Below are 14081 nucleotides of genomic sequence, written 5' to 3'. Positions count from 1 at the left end.
GGCCGCGCTTTCGGGCCGCGATCCCTAACTATTTCATCTGCGAGGAAATTTTAGTGCTCGCTGTCACAACGGGATATTGTCGTGCTTCTTCCACGGATTTTCGAGGCTCTTGTTCCGCAGCTTGCGAAGGCCCAGCGCGATCCGCTTGCGCGTGTTGTGCGGGTGGATGACCTCGTCGATATAACCGCGTGAGGCGGCAACGAACGGGTTGGCAAAACGGTCCTCATATTCCTTCGTGCGCTCGGCAATCTTTTCGGGGTCGCCGATGTCGCTGCGAAAGATGATTTCGACCGCCCCCTTTGCGCCCATCACCGCGATCTCGGCGGTCGGCCACGCATAGTTGAGGTCACCGCGCAGATGCTTCGACGCCATCACGTCGTATGCGCCGCCATAGGCCTTGCGCGTGATCACTGTGATCTTGGGCACCGTCGCTTCGGCATAGGCGAACAGCAGCTTCGCGCCATGCTTGATGATGCCGTTATATTCCTGCGCCGTGCCGGGTAGGAAGCCCGGGACGTCGACGAAGGTGATGATCGGGATTTCGAACGCGTCGCAGAAGCGGACGAAACGCGCCGCCTTCTTCGACGAATTGATGTCGAGCACGCCCGCCAGCACCATCGGCTGATTTGCGACGATGCCGATCGTGCGGCCTTCGATGCGCCCGAAGCCGCAGATGATGTTCGCGGCGTGCGCCGGCTGCACCTCGAAGAAATCGCCCTCATCGACCGTTTTGCGGATCAGCTCATGCATGTCGTAGGGCTGGTTCGCGTTCGGCGGGATCAGCGTATCGAGGCTGGGCTCGGCGCGGTCGTAGGGATCGCTCGTCGGACGCACCGGAACCCCGCTGCGGTTGTTCTCGGGCAGATAATCGAAGAAATCGCGCGCCGCGAGCAGCGCATCGATGTCGTTCTCGAACGCATTGTCGGCGACCGAGCTCTTCGTCGTGTGGGTGATCGCGCCGCCAAGCTGTTCCTGCGTCACCACTTCGTTGGTCACCGTTTTGACAACATCGGGCCCGGTAACGAACATATAGCTCGAATCCTTCACCATGAAGATGAAGTCGGTCATCGCCGGGCTGTAAACCGCACCCCCCGCGCACGGCCCCATGATCAGGCTGATCTGCGGCACGACCCCGCTGGCGAGGACGTTGCGCTGGAACACCTCGGCATAGCCGCCGAGCGAAGCAACCCCCTCCTGAATGCGCGCGCCGCCGCTGTCGTTCAGGCCGATGACCGGGGCACCGACCTTCATCGCATTGTCCATCACCTTCATGATCTTCTCGGCGTGCCGCTCCGACAGCGAGCCGCCGAAGACGGTGAAGTCCTGGCTGAAGACATAGACGAGGCGACCGTTGATCGTGCCGCTGCCCGTGACGACGCCGTCGCCCGGCACCTTCTGGTCCTGCATCCCGAAATCGGTGCAATTATGCTCGACATAGGTATCGAGCTCCTCGAACGACCCTTCGTCGAGCAGCACGTCGAGCCGCTCGCGCGCGGTCAGCTTGCCCTTGCTGTGCTGCGCGTCGATGCGCTTCTGCCCGCCCCCCAGAGCGGCGGCGGCGCGGCGGCGTTCCATTTCGGCGATGTTGGCGGACATGCTTCTCTCCGGATAATGTCGAGCGCGCCATCTGCCCGCGGACGCGACGCGATGCAAATGCGAATTTGCAAAGTTGCAAAGTCAGACTTTGCAAAGTATCTTCGCCCCGATGGTACCGACCCGTCTCTACGCTGGGCGACAACTTCGCCAACTTCGGGAATCGCGCGCCCTCCGCCAATCGGACTTCGCCGCGCAGCTCGACATCTCGGCCTCCTATCTCAGCCAGATCGAACATGACGACCGCCCGCTGACCCCGGCGCTCCTCGACCGCCTGCAGAAACTCTTCCCGCTCGAATGGGAGGAGGTCGCCGCCGATGCGGGCGATCGCCGTCAAGGCGCACTCCGCGAAGCGGCGGCAGATCCGCTGTTCGCCGCCGCACCTTTGCCGCCCGAACAGATCGAGCGCGCGGCGCTCCAGCAGCCGCAACTCGCCGACCAGTTCGTCGCGCTCCACGCCGCCTATCGCCGCGCCGGGCAGCGATTGCAGATCATCGACGAGGCGCTGACCGGCGGCACGGCGGAGGGTAGCCGCCTGCCGTGGGAGGAAGTGCGCGACTGGTTTCACGATTCGGGCAATTATGTCGACAGCATCGACCGCGCTGCCGAAGCCCTCGCCGCGAGCCTCAGCGGCTCGCCGCCCTCGCCCCCCGTCGAGACGATCGAACGGCGCATGCGCAATGCGCTCGGTATCTCGATCGTCTATCGCCAGAGCCAGACACTGCGCGACTTCGATGCGACAATGCGCCACCTCGTCATCGATCCGTCGCTGCCGACCGAAAGCCGGCGTTTCCAGCTCGCGCACCAACTTGCCGCGCTCGCCCTCGCCGACGAAATCGCTGCGGTGGTCGAAGCTTCGCCGCTACGAACACCGGCGGCCCGGCAATTGCTCCACGTCGGGCTCGCCAACTATGCTGCGGGCGCGGTGCTCATGCCCTATGGTCCGTTTCGCGCCAGCGCCCGCGCCGTGCGGCACGACATCGACCGCCTGCGGCTCGAATATGGGGTCAGCTTCGAACAGGCCTGCCACCGCCTCTCGACCCTCCAACGCCCCGGCGCGCGCGGCATCCCGATGTTCTTCTGCCGCGTCGACATGGCGGGCAACATCACCAAGCGGCACAGCGCGACGCGGCTGCAGTTCGCGCGCTTCGGCGGCGCCTGCCCGCTGTGGATCGTCCACGAAGCGGCGGCGATCCCCGACCGCATCCTCTTCCAGCTCGCCGAGACCCCCGACGGGCTGCGTTATGTTTCGATGGCGAAGGGGCTGGTCAAACCCTCGGGCAGCTATGCGCGCAGCCCGCGCCGCTACGCCGTCGCACTGGGGTGCGAAGCACAATATGCCGGCGATTTCGTCTATGCTGACGGCGTCGATGTCACCGCCCCACAAGCGGCCGCGCGGATCGGCCTGTCGTGTCGCATCTGCCCGCGCGAGGACTGCGACCAGCGCGCCTTTCCGCCCAGCGACCGGCCGATTCTCGTCGATCCCGACCGGCGCGACGTCGTGCCGTACCGGATCGGCTAAACCTTCACGATCCCGCGCTCGATCAGACTGTTTACCGTCGCGAGCAGCGCCTCTTCGGGCGTTCGCATCGTCCAGCCGAGCGTCTCCATCGCATGGCTGCTGTCGCCGCCACGCACATTGCCGAGTTCGGCAACCACCTGCTTGAGCTCGGGCCGAACAATCGCGAGCAGCTTGAGCAGCCAGTCGGGCATCTTCCGCGTCGGCACCTTGCGCGCCCGCTCGCCGAGATTGGCCTTCAGGATATGCGCGACGTCGATAAACTTCAGGAATGGCCCCGAGCAGACGAACCGTTCGTCCTTGATCCCCTCGGCGGTCAGCGCCCGATAGTGGAGGTCGGCGACGTCGCGCACGTCGATGATGCCGAAACCAACGTCGGGGCACATCGGCACCTTCCCCTCCAGGAGCTGCTTCACCACCTCGATCGAGGTCGACAAATCGTCCGACAGCAGCGGCCCGAACACCGCCGCAGGATTGACCGAGGCGAACTCCATATCGCCGCCCTCGGCCGCTACCCAGTCGCGCGCCGCGCGCTCGGCAACGGTCTTCGATCGCGGATAGGGCATGACATCGGGATTATCGAGGTTGGTCCAGTCGGCCTCGTCATACAGGTCACGGCCTTTGCCATGGCCATAGGCGATTGCCGCCATCGATGAGGTCAGGATGAAGCGTTTCACCCCTGCCGCCCGCGCAAAGCGGAGCGCACGCAGCGCACCTTCACGCGCGGGAACGACAAGTTCGTCGGCATGCTTGGGTACGCCGAGCGGAAAGGGCGAGGCAACGTGCGCGACATGGGTGCAACCGGCGATAGCCTCGGCCCAGCCCGCGTCATGTTCAAGATCGGCGGCGAAAAATGCGAGCTTGCCGTTATCGACGTCGAGCCAGCCGCGAACCTCGGGCTCGCGTTTCAGGCTGCGGACGGTGGCATGGACGGTCCAGCCATTCGCGATCAGCTGCCGGATCAGGAAGCCCGCGATATAGCCGCTGCCCCCGGTGACCAATGCCGTGCCCGCCATCCGCGCCTCCCCTGATTTTCAGGTGCGAACATAGCATTGCGTGATCCCCGGCGAAAGCCGGGGTCCATGGATGCCTGCTGGGCCCCGGCTTTCGCCGGGGATCATGGCGCTATTTCAGCAGCACCAGTTCCTCGGCCATGCTCGGATGCAGCGCGACGGTGGCGTCGAAATCGGCCTTGGTCAGCCCCGCCTTCACCGCGATCGCGGCCGCCTGCAATATTTCGGGGGCATCGGGTCCGATCATGTGGAGGCCGACGACCTGGTCGGTCGCGGCGTTGACGATCATCTTGTAAAGCGCGCGTTCGTTACGACCGGCGAGGACATTCTTCATCGCGCGAAAATCGCTCGTGTAAGTGCGGATGCTGCCTAGCTTGTTGCGCGCCTCGGCCTCGGTCATCCCGACCGCCCCGATCGGCGGGTGGCTGAACACCGCGCTCGGAACGTTTGTGTAATCGACGACGGTCGGTTTGCCGCCGAACACCGAGTCCGCGAACGCCTGCCCTTCGCGGATCGCGACAGGGGTAAGCTGGATGCGGTTGGTCACGTCGCCGACAGCATAGATGCTCGGTACCGACGACTGGTTGGTCTCGTCGACCTTGATCGCACCATGCGCGTCGAGTTCGACGCCGACATCCTCAAGGCCCAGCCCCTTGGTGTTCGGGGTCCGCCCGGTCGCGATCAGCACCGCGTCGGCGGTTATCGCATCGCAATTTTCGAGATGGACGGTCAGCGTGCCGTCGTCGTTCTTTTCGATCGACTGGAACGGCGCGTTGAACTTGAAGTCGATGCCCTTGGTCATCGAAATCTGGAGCAGCCGATCGCGGATCTGTTCGTCGTAGCCGCGCAATATGGTGTCACCGCGGTTGACGATCGTCACCTTGCTGCCGAATTCGTTAAAGATGCCGGCGAACTCGTTGGCGATATAACCGCCGCCGGCGATCACGACGCGTTTCGGCAGCTTGTCGAGATGGAAGACCTCGTTCGAGGTGATCGCATGCTCGCTGCCCGGAAATTCAGGAACGAAGGGCCAGCCGCCGGTCGCGATCAGGATGCGTTCGGCGCTGATTTCCTGCCCGTCGGCAAGGCGGACCTTCTGCGGCCCGATCAACGTCGCGCGCGTTTTGAAGACGGTGACCTTGTGGCTGTCGAGCGTCTGGCCATAGAGGCCTTCGAGCCGGTCCACCTCGGCCAGCACATTGTCGCGCAGCACGTCCCAGTTGAACTTGCAGTCGGCGACCTCCCACCCGAATTTCCGAGCGTCGTGAATATCCTCGGCAAAATGGGCGCCATAGACGAGCAGTTTCTTGGGAACGCAGCCGCGAATGACGCAGGTCCCGCCGACCCGATGCTCCTCGGCGACCGCGACCCGCGCGCCGTGCGAAGCCGCGATGCGCGAGGCGCGCACCCCGCCGGACCCCGCACCGATGACGAACAGGTCGTAGTCGAACTCGCTCATGGATGAACCCCGCGCTTGTGATGGATTGCAATCGGCAACGGGCGCCTATATGGTTATGCCGCGACGACTTGCCAATCGAATTTTGCGGTTACTGTGATGAACTTCTACTCATTCGCCGAGCGCCGCGTGCATCAGCGCCTGCGTCGCGGGATCGAATTCAATAGTTCCCTCGGTCAAACCCTTGGCCATTTCCTTCCCCAGTTCGACCCCGAACTGGTCGAAGGGGTTGATGCCGAGCAGCACGGCATTGGCAAAGACCCGGTGCTCGTAAAAGGCGATCAGCGCGCCGAGGCTGCGCGGGCTGACCTGATCGAGCAGGATCGTCGTCGACGGGCGGTTGCCCGGATAATTGCGCGCGCCGTCCTCGCTAGCGCGGCCCGTCATCAACGCCGCGCCCTGCGCGATGCAATTGGCGACAAGCGTTTCGTGATGCGCATCGTCGAGCAGATGATCGGGCTCGCGCGCGACGACGAACTCGACCGGGGTCAGATGCGTGCCCTGATGGAGGAGCTGGAACACCGCGTGCTGCGCATCGGTGCCGACGCCGCCCCAAGTGATCGGCGCGCTGTGGCGCCCGAGCGGCGCGCCGTCCAGCGTCACCGACTTGCCGTTCGATTCCATTTCGAGCTGCTGGAGATAATCGGGCAACAGCCGCAGCCGCTCGTCATAGGCAAAGACCGCGCGCGTCTGGCAACCGAGGCGGTTGGCGTAGAGCTGGTCGGCGAACGCCGCGAGCAGGCAGATGTTATCCGCCCCGTCGGCGAGCCGGAAATGCCGGTCCATCTCGGCCGCCCCCTCGAGCAGGTCGGCAAAGGCGTCCCACCCCAAGGCCAGCGCGGCGGGAAAACCGATCGACGACCAGAGCGAATAGCGGCCGCCCACGGTTTCGCTGAACGGCAGGATACGCGTTTCGTCGACTCCCCACTCGATCGCCCGATCGGGCATCGCGGTCAGCGCGATCACCCGGCCGAGCGGATCGTCGACGCCACCTTCCTCCAGCCACTGCAACGCCGACGCGGCGTTGAGCAGCGTTTCGGTCGTGGTGAAGGTCTTCGAAGCGACGGCGACGAGCGTATGTTCGGGGCTGAATCGCGCAAAGGCTTCGGAAAGGGCGGCGCCGTCGACGTTCGAGACGACCGCGACGTCATAGCGCGAACTGTGCCGCCCGAGTGCGTCGACGAGCAGGTCGGGGCCAAGCGCCGAGCCGCCGATGCCGATATGGAGCAGGTGGCGGATTTCGCCGAACGCGCCCGCTTCGATCGCGTCGATCATCATCCGCATCCGCTGGTGCAGCGCCTGCGCGACATGGACCGACTCGGGTGCCCCGTCGCCACGCTCGGCGCTATGTTCGGCCGCCCGGTTTTCGGTCGGATTGGCGATGCCGCCCGAGAAGAGCGTCTTGCGACGACCGCCGAAATCCTGCGCCGCGGCAAGGTTCGACAGGATATCGATCGCGCCGTCATCGAGGTGGGTCTTGGCAAAATCGAAGCGGATATCGGCGACGCTGCGGACGAGAGCCTGCAACCGCGTGTCGGGATCGGCGGCGACCAGCTCGGTCAACGGCTTCGGCTGCCAGTCGGCAAGGGCCTGCCAGGCCTGCTGGGCGGTCGTCATGGACTTGGGTTCCTTCGAGAGGCGAGATCGGCCTTTTCATAGGCCCGCCGCCATCGGTGCGCCAGCGCCATCCGCCGATATTCGCTTGACGTGGGAACCTATTCATCGCCAATGCGCGGACATGACCGAAGCCAGCTTTACTGCCGATAACGCGCCTGCCGACCAGCCGGCGCCGGCCTCCCCCACCCCGACCCCGGTGTCGGCGAAGGAAGAGGCGGTCGATACCGTCCGCTTCCTTGCCCTGCTGGCGATCGCAGTGCTGATTTTCCGCAGCTTTTTCCTGTCGCCCTTCAACATTCCTTCGGAATCGATGCAGCCGCGGCTGCTGATCGGCGACTATCTGCTCGTCAACAAAATGGCCTATGGCTATTCGAAGTACAGCCTGCCGTTCAGCGTCCCGCTGATCCCCGGCCGGATTTTCGCGCGTACGCCCGAACGCGGCGATGTCGTCGTTTTCAAGGCGCCGCCGGTCGCCGACAATGATTATATCAAGCGCGTCATCGGCCTGCCCGGCGACAGCGTGCAGGTTCGCGACGGCATCGTCTGGCTCAACGGCGCGCCGCTGAAGCGCGACGCGATGCCCGATCTCGTGATCCCGGTGACGCCGAACATGATCGAAGCATCGCGCGCGACGGGCACCCTGCCCTGCTATTCGCCCGAATTCGAGGAAGTGAGCGCAAACGGCCTGCGCCAGTGCCGCTACAAGCAGTTCCGCGAAACGCTGCCGAGCGGCAAAAGCTATGCGATCCTCGACATCACGACCATTCCCGAGGACAATACGCCGCTCGTCGTCGTGCCCGAAGGGCATTTGTTCCTGATGGGCGACAACCGCGACCGCAGCGCCGACAGCCGCTTCCCGGCGATCGAGAATCAGGGCATCGGCCTCGTCCCCGAAAAGAACCTCGTCGGCCATGCGCTGGTCGGGATGTTCTCGACCGACGGGTCGGCAAGCTGGTTCAATCCAATCAGCTGGTTCACTGCCGCGCGCTGGAGCCGCATCGGGGACGGTTTTTGAGCGATACCCTCGACACCGGGGCGCTCGCCGACATCATCGGCTGCGCCCCGGGCGACCTGTCCTTGTACGATCAGGCCCTGACGCATGGCAGTACGGGCCGCGCCGACTATCAACGGCTCGAGTTTCTCGGCGACCGCGTCCTCGGGCTCGTCATCGCGTCGGAGCTCTATACGCGTTTTCCCGCCGCGACCGAGGGCGAACTTTCGTCGCGGTTGCATGCGCTCGCGTCGGGCGAAACCTGCGCCGCGATCGCGCGCCGGCTCGACCTCACCGCACTCGTCCGCTTCGGGGCGCAGGCACGCAGCGATGGTGGCCGCTACAGCGACAATATCGCTGCCGACGCGATCGAGGCGCTGATCGGCGCGCTCTATCTCGACCAGGGAGCCGACGCCGCGCGCGCCTTCATCCTTGCCCACTGGGGCGGGATGATCGAGGGCCAGCAAGCGGCGCCCAAGCATCCGAAGGCGGCGCTGCAGGAATGGGCGCTGGCGCGCAAACGCCGCCCGCCCGAATATGAGATTGTCGCGCGCGAAGGCCCCGACCATGCCCCGCGCTTTCGCGTCGCGGTGAGCGTCGGCAAGCTCGCGCGGGCCGAAGCCGAAGGCGCGAGCAAACAGGCGGCGGAAAAGGCCGCGGCGGCGGCGCTGCTCGCCGAACTCGAAGGACAGGAAAAATGACCCAGCGTTGCGGTTTCGTCGCCGTCGTCGGCGCGCCCAATGCGGGCAAATCGACCCTCGTCAACGCGCTAGTCGGCCAGAAGGTCGCGATCGTGAGCCCCAAGGCGCAGACGACGCGGACGCGGCTGATGGGCGTTGCGATGGATGGCGACGCGCAGATCGTGCTGATCGACACGCCCGGCATCTTCGCGCCCACCCGCCGCCTCGACCGCGCGATGGTCGCCGCCGCCTGGGGCAGCATCGAGGAAGCCGAAGCGATCCTCGTCATGGTCGATGCCGCTGCCAAGCTGACCGGCCGCGTCGAGCGCGTGCTGGAGGGCATCGCGAACCGGCCCGAGAAAAAATATCTGATCCTCAACAAGGTCGACCTGACCAAGAAGGACAAGCTGCTCACCATTGCGACCGAGCTCAACGCGCGGCTCGCGTTCGACGAGACCTTCTTCATCGCAGCGAGCAGCGGCGACGGAGTGCCCGAACTCAAGGCGCATCTCGCCACGCTGATGCCCGAGGGGCCGTGGCATTTCCCCGAGGACGAGGTCAGCGACGCGCCCGAGCGCATGCTGGCCGCCGAAATCACGCGCGAGCAGCTCTACCGCCAGCTCCACGAGGAATTGCCCTACCAATCGACGGTCGAGACCGAGCTGTTCAAGTCGCGGCCCGACGGCAGCGCCGAAATTCACCAGCAAATCTACGTCGCGCGCGACAACCAGCGCGCGATCGTCCTCGGCAAGGGCGGCAGCCGGATCAAGGAAATCGGCGCCCGCGCCCGCGCCGAACTGACCGAACTCATGGGCCGCAAGGTCCACCTGTTCCTGCACGTCAAGGTCAAGGAAAACTGGGACGAAGACCGCAGCGTCTATCGCGACATGGGACTCGACTGGGTGGATTGAGGAACGATCCCAGAGGAAAATTATGCGCCGTCGTGATACGCTCTACGCCAACAGGCCCAAATCGATCTACATCTTCGAATGGCTTATTTGGGCCCTTCCACTTACGCTTTTTGTGGACGTGTTGCTTGCCTTCACGGCACTGGCAATGATCGATCCTGCGATCATGTACATAATGAATGGAGCTTTAAGAACGGTCGTTCCAGTAGTAGGCGGTCTACTGTCGTTCGCGATCACATTTCTCTTTTCAGAGTATATTGCCCATCGCGCGAGCGATATCGCAAAGCGCTTATACACGTTCGTCGCGGGGAGTGGCGCCCTAGCGTCTTATATTATGATTTGGCGTATCAGACCTCCTCACATGCCGGATAGCATTGCAATCGCAGGATTCGTCGCCGCAAGTGTGACCGTCATTTCAATCCTCACCCTGTTCCGCAGAGACGCTTCAACTTGGCTTAAAAGGGGCGATGCGGAAACTTTCCGATAGCCTAGATCCGCCGGCAATCGTTCGGCGGCGCATTGCCGTCGAAGCGCGAGGTGATCCAGCCGATCGTTTCCTGTGCACTGTCCTTCGCGCTCGCGCCATGATCGCCGATCATGTCGATCCAGCGCGTGGGCGTGCCGCGCTTGCAGGCCGCCTTTGCGAACTTTTGCGTCACCGCAGACGAAACGATGGTATCCTTGCTGCTCTGCGCAATCAAAAGCGGCCCCGGGACGCGCGCCGGATCGACACTGTTGGCGCGCGCAAAGGAGGCGAAGGGTTCGATCTTGCCGATGTCCTTGTTCCGCGTCGCGCGCGCGATCGTGAGGATGCCGAGGATCGTACCGAGCTTCGGCTTCTTGTTGAGGCTGACGCAATTGTTTTCGGCCAGCCTATGGATGATACCCTGATTGGTGCGGTTTGCGACGCCGTCGAGCGGGAAGCTATAGAGCGTCGCCCAGCTATGCAGCGCGAAGGACAGCAGCAACGCACGCGCATTCTTGTCGCTCGCTTCGCGCAGATTGGCAGCCAGATCGGTCGGCGGTGCTGCGGCCGCGGTGGCGACGAGCGTCAGGTCGGGGGCATAGGAACGCGCCGCGGTCGCGGTCCACAACGCGGCATGCCCGCCCTGCGACTCCCCCCAGACAGCGAAGTTGCTGCCCGCAGCGGCGCCCGGGATCTCGCGCGCCGCGCGAACTGCGTCTAGGACGGCGTTTGCTGTGTCGGTACCGACGAGGAAAGGATGCATCGTCGGGCTGGCGAGCCCGATATAATCGGGCGCGACGACGACATAGCCGTTGCGGACGGCATCCATTCCGGCACTGTAGTCGAAGAAATTGGGGCTGAGCGACGGGGCGCATTTCTCGGCAACACCCCACGCACCGTGAGTCCAGGCAATCACGCGGCGCGGGCGCGGTGGAATCGCCTCCATCGGCGCAGCGACAATGCCGGTGACCGCGAAACGCGCGCCGCTACCATTGGTTGTCCAATATTGCACCCGCCAAGCCTGCACGCCGGCGGGCGCCTCGGCCATCGGCTGGGCCGAGATCAGATAGCGTGACGGCTGTGCAGCCGCCGGCAGCGCACACAGCGCGAAGACGGCAAGCAAGCCAGCAAACAGACGGCGCATCGAAATACCTCCCGATGCGCCACCTTATCACGCGGTTGCTGTGTCGCAAACGCCGCCGATTAACGCTATTCGGCGGCCGCCTTCTTGGCCGGAGCCTTCTTTGCAGCAGGCTTCTTCGCAGCCGCCTTTTTCTTCGGCGCGGCCTTTTTCTTGCCCTTTGCCGGCCCTTTGGCCGCGCGCGCATCGATCAGCGCGATCGCCTCTTCGAGCGTCAGCGTCGCGGGATCGGCCGTCTTGGGCAAAGTCGCGTTGGTCGTGCCGTCGGTGACATAGGGGCCGAAGCGCCCTTCCATCAGCTTCATCTCGCCGCCGCTCGTCGGGTGCGGTCCGAAAGTGTTGAGCGGTTCGGCCTTGGTCCGCCCGCGCCCGCCGCCGCTCGCCGCCTCGGCGATCCGGACGACCGCAGCGTTCATGCCGATGTCGAAGATTTCGGCCGTACCGGTCAGCTTCGCATATTTACCGTCGTGGAGCAGATAGGGGCCATAGCGCCCGAGCCCCGCCATGATCGGCTTGCCGCTTTCGGGATGAACCCCGACCTCGCGCGGCAGGCTGAGCAGTCGCAGTGCATAGTCGAGGTCAAAATCTTCGGCCGGTATGTCCTTGGGGATCGACGAGCGCTTTGCCTCCTTGCCGTCGCCGAGCTGGATATAGGGTCCGAAACGCCCGCTGCGCTTCGTCACTTCCAGCCCGCTGTCGGGATCGGTCCCCATCGTCTCCGGACCCGTGTCGCCCGCGTCGCTGCCTCCCGGCTGCGCGAATTTGCGCGTGAACTTGCAGTCGGGATAGTTGCTGCACGCGATGAACGGCCCAAACTTGCCGCCGCGCAGCGCGAGCCGCCCGGTGCCGCAATTGGGGCAGAGGCGCGGGTCGGTGCCGTCGCCCTTGTCGGGGAAGAGATAGGGACCGAGGAATTCGTCGAGCGCCGCGGTGATCTCCGACGGCTTCTGCTCCATCACTTCGCCGGTACGCGGCTTGAAATCGCGCCAGAAGCGGTCGAGCACCGCCTGCCACTGCGCGCGGCCGCCGGACACGTCGTCGAGCTCTTCCTCGAGCCCGGCGGTATAGTCATATTCGACATAGCGTTCGAAGAAGCGTTCGAGGAAGGCAGTCAGCAGCCGCCCGCTTTCTTCGGGAATGAAGCGGTTTTTCTCGACCGTCACATAGCCGCGGTCCTTCAGCACTTGGACAATCGAGGCATAGGTCGACGGGCGCCCGATGCCGAGCTCCTCCATCTTCTTGACAAGGCTCGCCTCCGAATAGCGCGGCGGCGGCTGTGTCTCGTGGCTTTCGACCTCGACGCCGGTCTTGGCCGGCGCGTCGCCCTTGCTCATCGCGGGCAGCAGGCGCGCATCCTCGTCGTCACCGCTGTCATCGCGGCCTTCGTCATAGAGAGCAAGAAAGCCGGGGAATTTCACTACCTGCCCCGTCGCGCGCAGCATCGTCTTGCCGGTGCCGTCGCTGAGATCGATGCTGGTGCGTTCGAGCCGCGCCGACGCCATCTGGCTCGCCAGCGCACGCTTCCAGATCAGCTCATAGAGGCGTGCATGGTCGCCGCTGCCGGCCTTGTCCTTCGAAAAGTCGGTCGGGCGGATCGCTTCGTGCGCTTCCTGCGCATTTTTCGCCTTGGTCTGATACTGGCGCGGCTGGTCGGGGACATAGCCGCCGTCATAGCGGTCGGCAATCGCCTTGCGCGCCGCGCTGATCGCGCTGCCGTCCATCTGGACGCCGTCGGTCCGCATATAGGTGATCGCGCCGTCCTCGTAGAGCGCCTGTGCGATCCGCATCGTGTGGCTCGCCGAGAAGCCGAGCTTGCGCGCTGCCTCCTGCTGCAGCGTCGAGGTGGTGAAGGGCGGCGGCGGGTTGCGCGTCAGCGGCTTGGTCTCGACCGCATCGACGGTGAAATGGCCATCCTTCACATCGGCTTCGGCGGCACGGGCGTCGGCCTCGGTGCCGATCGTCAGTCGCTCGATCTTATCGCCGCGCCAGCGTGCGAGCCGCGCCCGGAACGGCGTGCCGCCCATTTCGAACAGGCCGGTGACCGACCAATATTGCTGCGCGACGAACGCCTCGATCTCGCGCTCGCGCTCGACGACCATGCGCAGCGTGACCGACTGGACGCGGCCCGCCGATTTCGCGCCGGGCAGCTTGCGCCACAACACCGGCGACAGAGTGAAGCCGACGAGATAATCGAGCGCGCGGCGGGCGCGATAGGCGTCGATCAGATCGTCATCGAGCGCGCGCGGGTGCGCCATCGCGTCGGTCACCGCCTGCTTGGTGATCGCGTTGAAGGTCACGCGGTCGACCGCCTGCGGCAGCGCCTTCTTGGCGCGCAGCAACTCCTGGACATGCCAGCTGATTGCCTCGCCCTCGCGATCAGGGTCGGTCGCGAGGATCAGGCGGTCGGCGCCCTTCGCGGCGTCCTGGATTTCCTTCAGCCGCTTCGCCTTGTCGGGATAAAGCTGCCACTGCATCGCAAAGCCGTCGTCGGGATCGACCGAGCCGTCCTTCGGCGGCAGGTCGCGAACATGGCCGTAACTCGCCAGCACCTTGAAATCGCGACCAAGATATTTCTCGATCGTCTTCGCCTTGGCGGGCGATTCCACAATCACCAATTGCATGAAAAACTCTATCCCCGAAAACGCTTACGTACGTACGCGCGAGGGTGGCGGGGCGCGGCATGTTCCGTCAAGGGGA

The 14081-nt window shown here is 64.6% G+C and carries 11 protein-coding genes; 5 read left to right on the top strand and 6 right to left on the bottom strand.

All coding sequences use genetic code 11. The annotated features are described in order from the left end of the window. Positions 1 to 63: 63 nt before the first annotated feature. Positions 64 to 1596, bottom strand: a complete 1533-nt coding sequence (locus tag AN936_RS07745) for an acyl-CoA carboxylase subunit beta (protein ID WP_054587642.1) — start codon at positions 1594 to 1596, stop codon at positions 64 to 66. A 109-nt stretch (positions 1597 to 1705) separates the two neighbouring features. On the opposite strand from AN936_RS07745, the gene AN936_RS07740 reads away from it, so the two are divergent. After that, positions 1706 to 3115, top strand: a complete 1410-nt coding sequence (locus AN936_RS07740) for a helix-turn-helix domain-containing protein (RefSeq protein ID WP_054587641.1) — start codon at positions 1706 to 1708, stop codon at positions 3113 to 3115. Here AN936_RS07740 and AN936_RS07735 read toward each other — a convergent pair. The 3 genes from AN936_RS07735 to pgi all read right to left on the bottom strand — a co-directional run bounded on the left by AN936_RS07735 (position 3112) and on the right by pgi (position 7198). Next, positions 3112 to 4128 (bottom strand): NAD-dependent epimerase/dehydratase family protein, encoded by a 1017-nt coding sequence (locus AN936_RS07735; protein WP_054587640.1) that lies wholly within the window; start codon positions 4126 to 4128, stop codon positions 3112 to 3114. The two genes, AN936_RS07740 and AN936_RS07735, sit on opposite strands and share 4 nt — an antisense overlap. Before the next feature lie 109 nt (positions 4129 to 4237). Next, complete coding sequence (gene gor / locus AN936_RS07730) at positions 4238 to 5584, bottom strand: glutathione-disulfide reductase (RefSeq protein WP_054587639.1); 1347 nt, start codon at positions 5582 to 5584, stop codon at positions 4238 to 4240. Between the two features lie 108 nt (positions 5585 to 5692). Beyond that, on the bottom strand, positions 5693 to 7198 hold the full coding sequence (pgi, locus tag AN936_RS07725; protein WP_054587638.1) for a glucose-6-phosphate isomerase: 1506 nt from the start codon (positions 7196 to 7198) through the stop codon (positions 5693 to 5695). Between the two features lie 196 nt (positions 7199 to 7394). Here pgi and lepB point away from each other — a divergent pair, with 196 nt between their 5' ends. Genes lepB through AN936_RS07705 form a run of 4 tightly spaced genes read left to right on the top strand, consistent with a single transcriptional unit; the run spans position 7395 to position 10264 of the window. Further along, positions 7395 to 8213, top strand: a complete 819-nt coding sequence (lepB, locus tag AN936_RS07720) for a signal peptidase I (RefSeq protein WP_054590161.1) — start codon at positions 7395 to 7397, stop codon at positions 8211 to 8213. After that, a complete protein-coding gene (gene rnc / locus AN936_RS07715) occupies positions 8210 to 8890 on the top strand; it encodes a ribonuclease III (protein ID WP_054587637.1) in 681 nt (226 codons plus the stop codon). Before lepB ends, rnc begins: the two co-directional genes overlap by 4 nt. Then, positions 8887 to 9780 (top strand): GTPase Era, encoded by an 894-nt coding sequence (gene era / locus AN936_RS07710; protein ID WP_054587636.1) that lies wholly within the window; start codon positions 8887 to 8889, stop codon positions 9778 to 9780. Before rnc ends, era begins: the two co-directional genes overlap by 4 nt. A gap of 22 nt (positions 9781 to 9802) precedes the next feature. Further along, the gene (locus AN936_RS07705; RefSeq protein ID WP_054587635.1) at positions 9803 to 10264 is read left to right on the top strand and encodes a hypothetical protein; all 462 of its coding nucleotides are present in this window, start codon (positions 9803 to 9805) and stop codon (positions 10262 to 10264) included. Position 10265: 1 nt separating this feature from the next. On the opposite strand, the gene AN936_RS07700 is transcribed toward AN936_RS07705, so the two are convergent. Both AN936_RS07700 and topA read right to left on the bottom strand, forming a co-directional pair. Then, positions 10266 to 11387 carry a lipase family protein gene (locus tag AN936_RS07700; RefSeq protein WP_054587634.1) on the bottom strand — a complete coding sequence of 374 codons (1122 nt, stop codon included), beginning with the start codon at positions 11385 to 11387 and terminating at the stop codon, positions 10266 to 10268. Positions 11388 to 11452: 65 nt separating this feature from the next. Then, complete coding sequence (topA, locus tag AN936_RS07695; RefSeq protein ID WP_054587633.1) at positions 11453 to 14005, bottom strand: type I DNA topoisomerase; 2553 nt, start codon at positions 14003 to 14005, stop codon at positions 11453 to 11455. Between the last annotated feature and the right edge of the window lie 76 nt (positions 14006 to 14081).

Origin of the sequence: Sphingopyxis macrogoltabida (genome assembly GCF_001307295.1) — a bacterium.
GTDB classification, from domain to species: domain Bacteria; phylum Pseudomonadota; class Alphaproteobacteria; order Sphingomonadales; family Sphingomonadaceae; genus Sphingopyxis; species Sphingopyxis macrogoltabida_B.
This window is presented reverse-complemented; position numbering and strand designations above follow the sequence as displayed.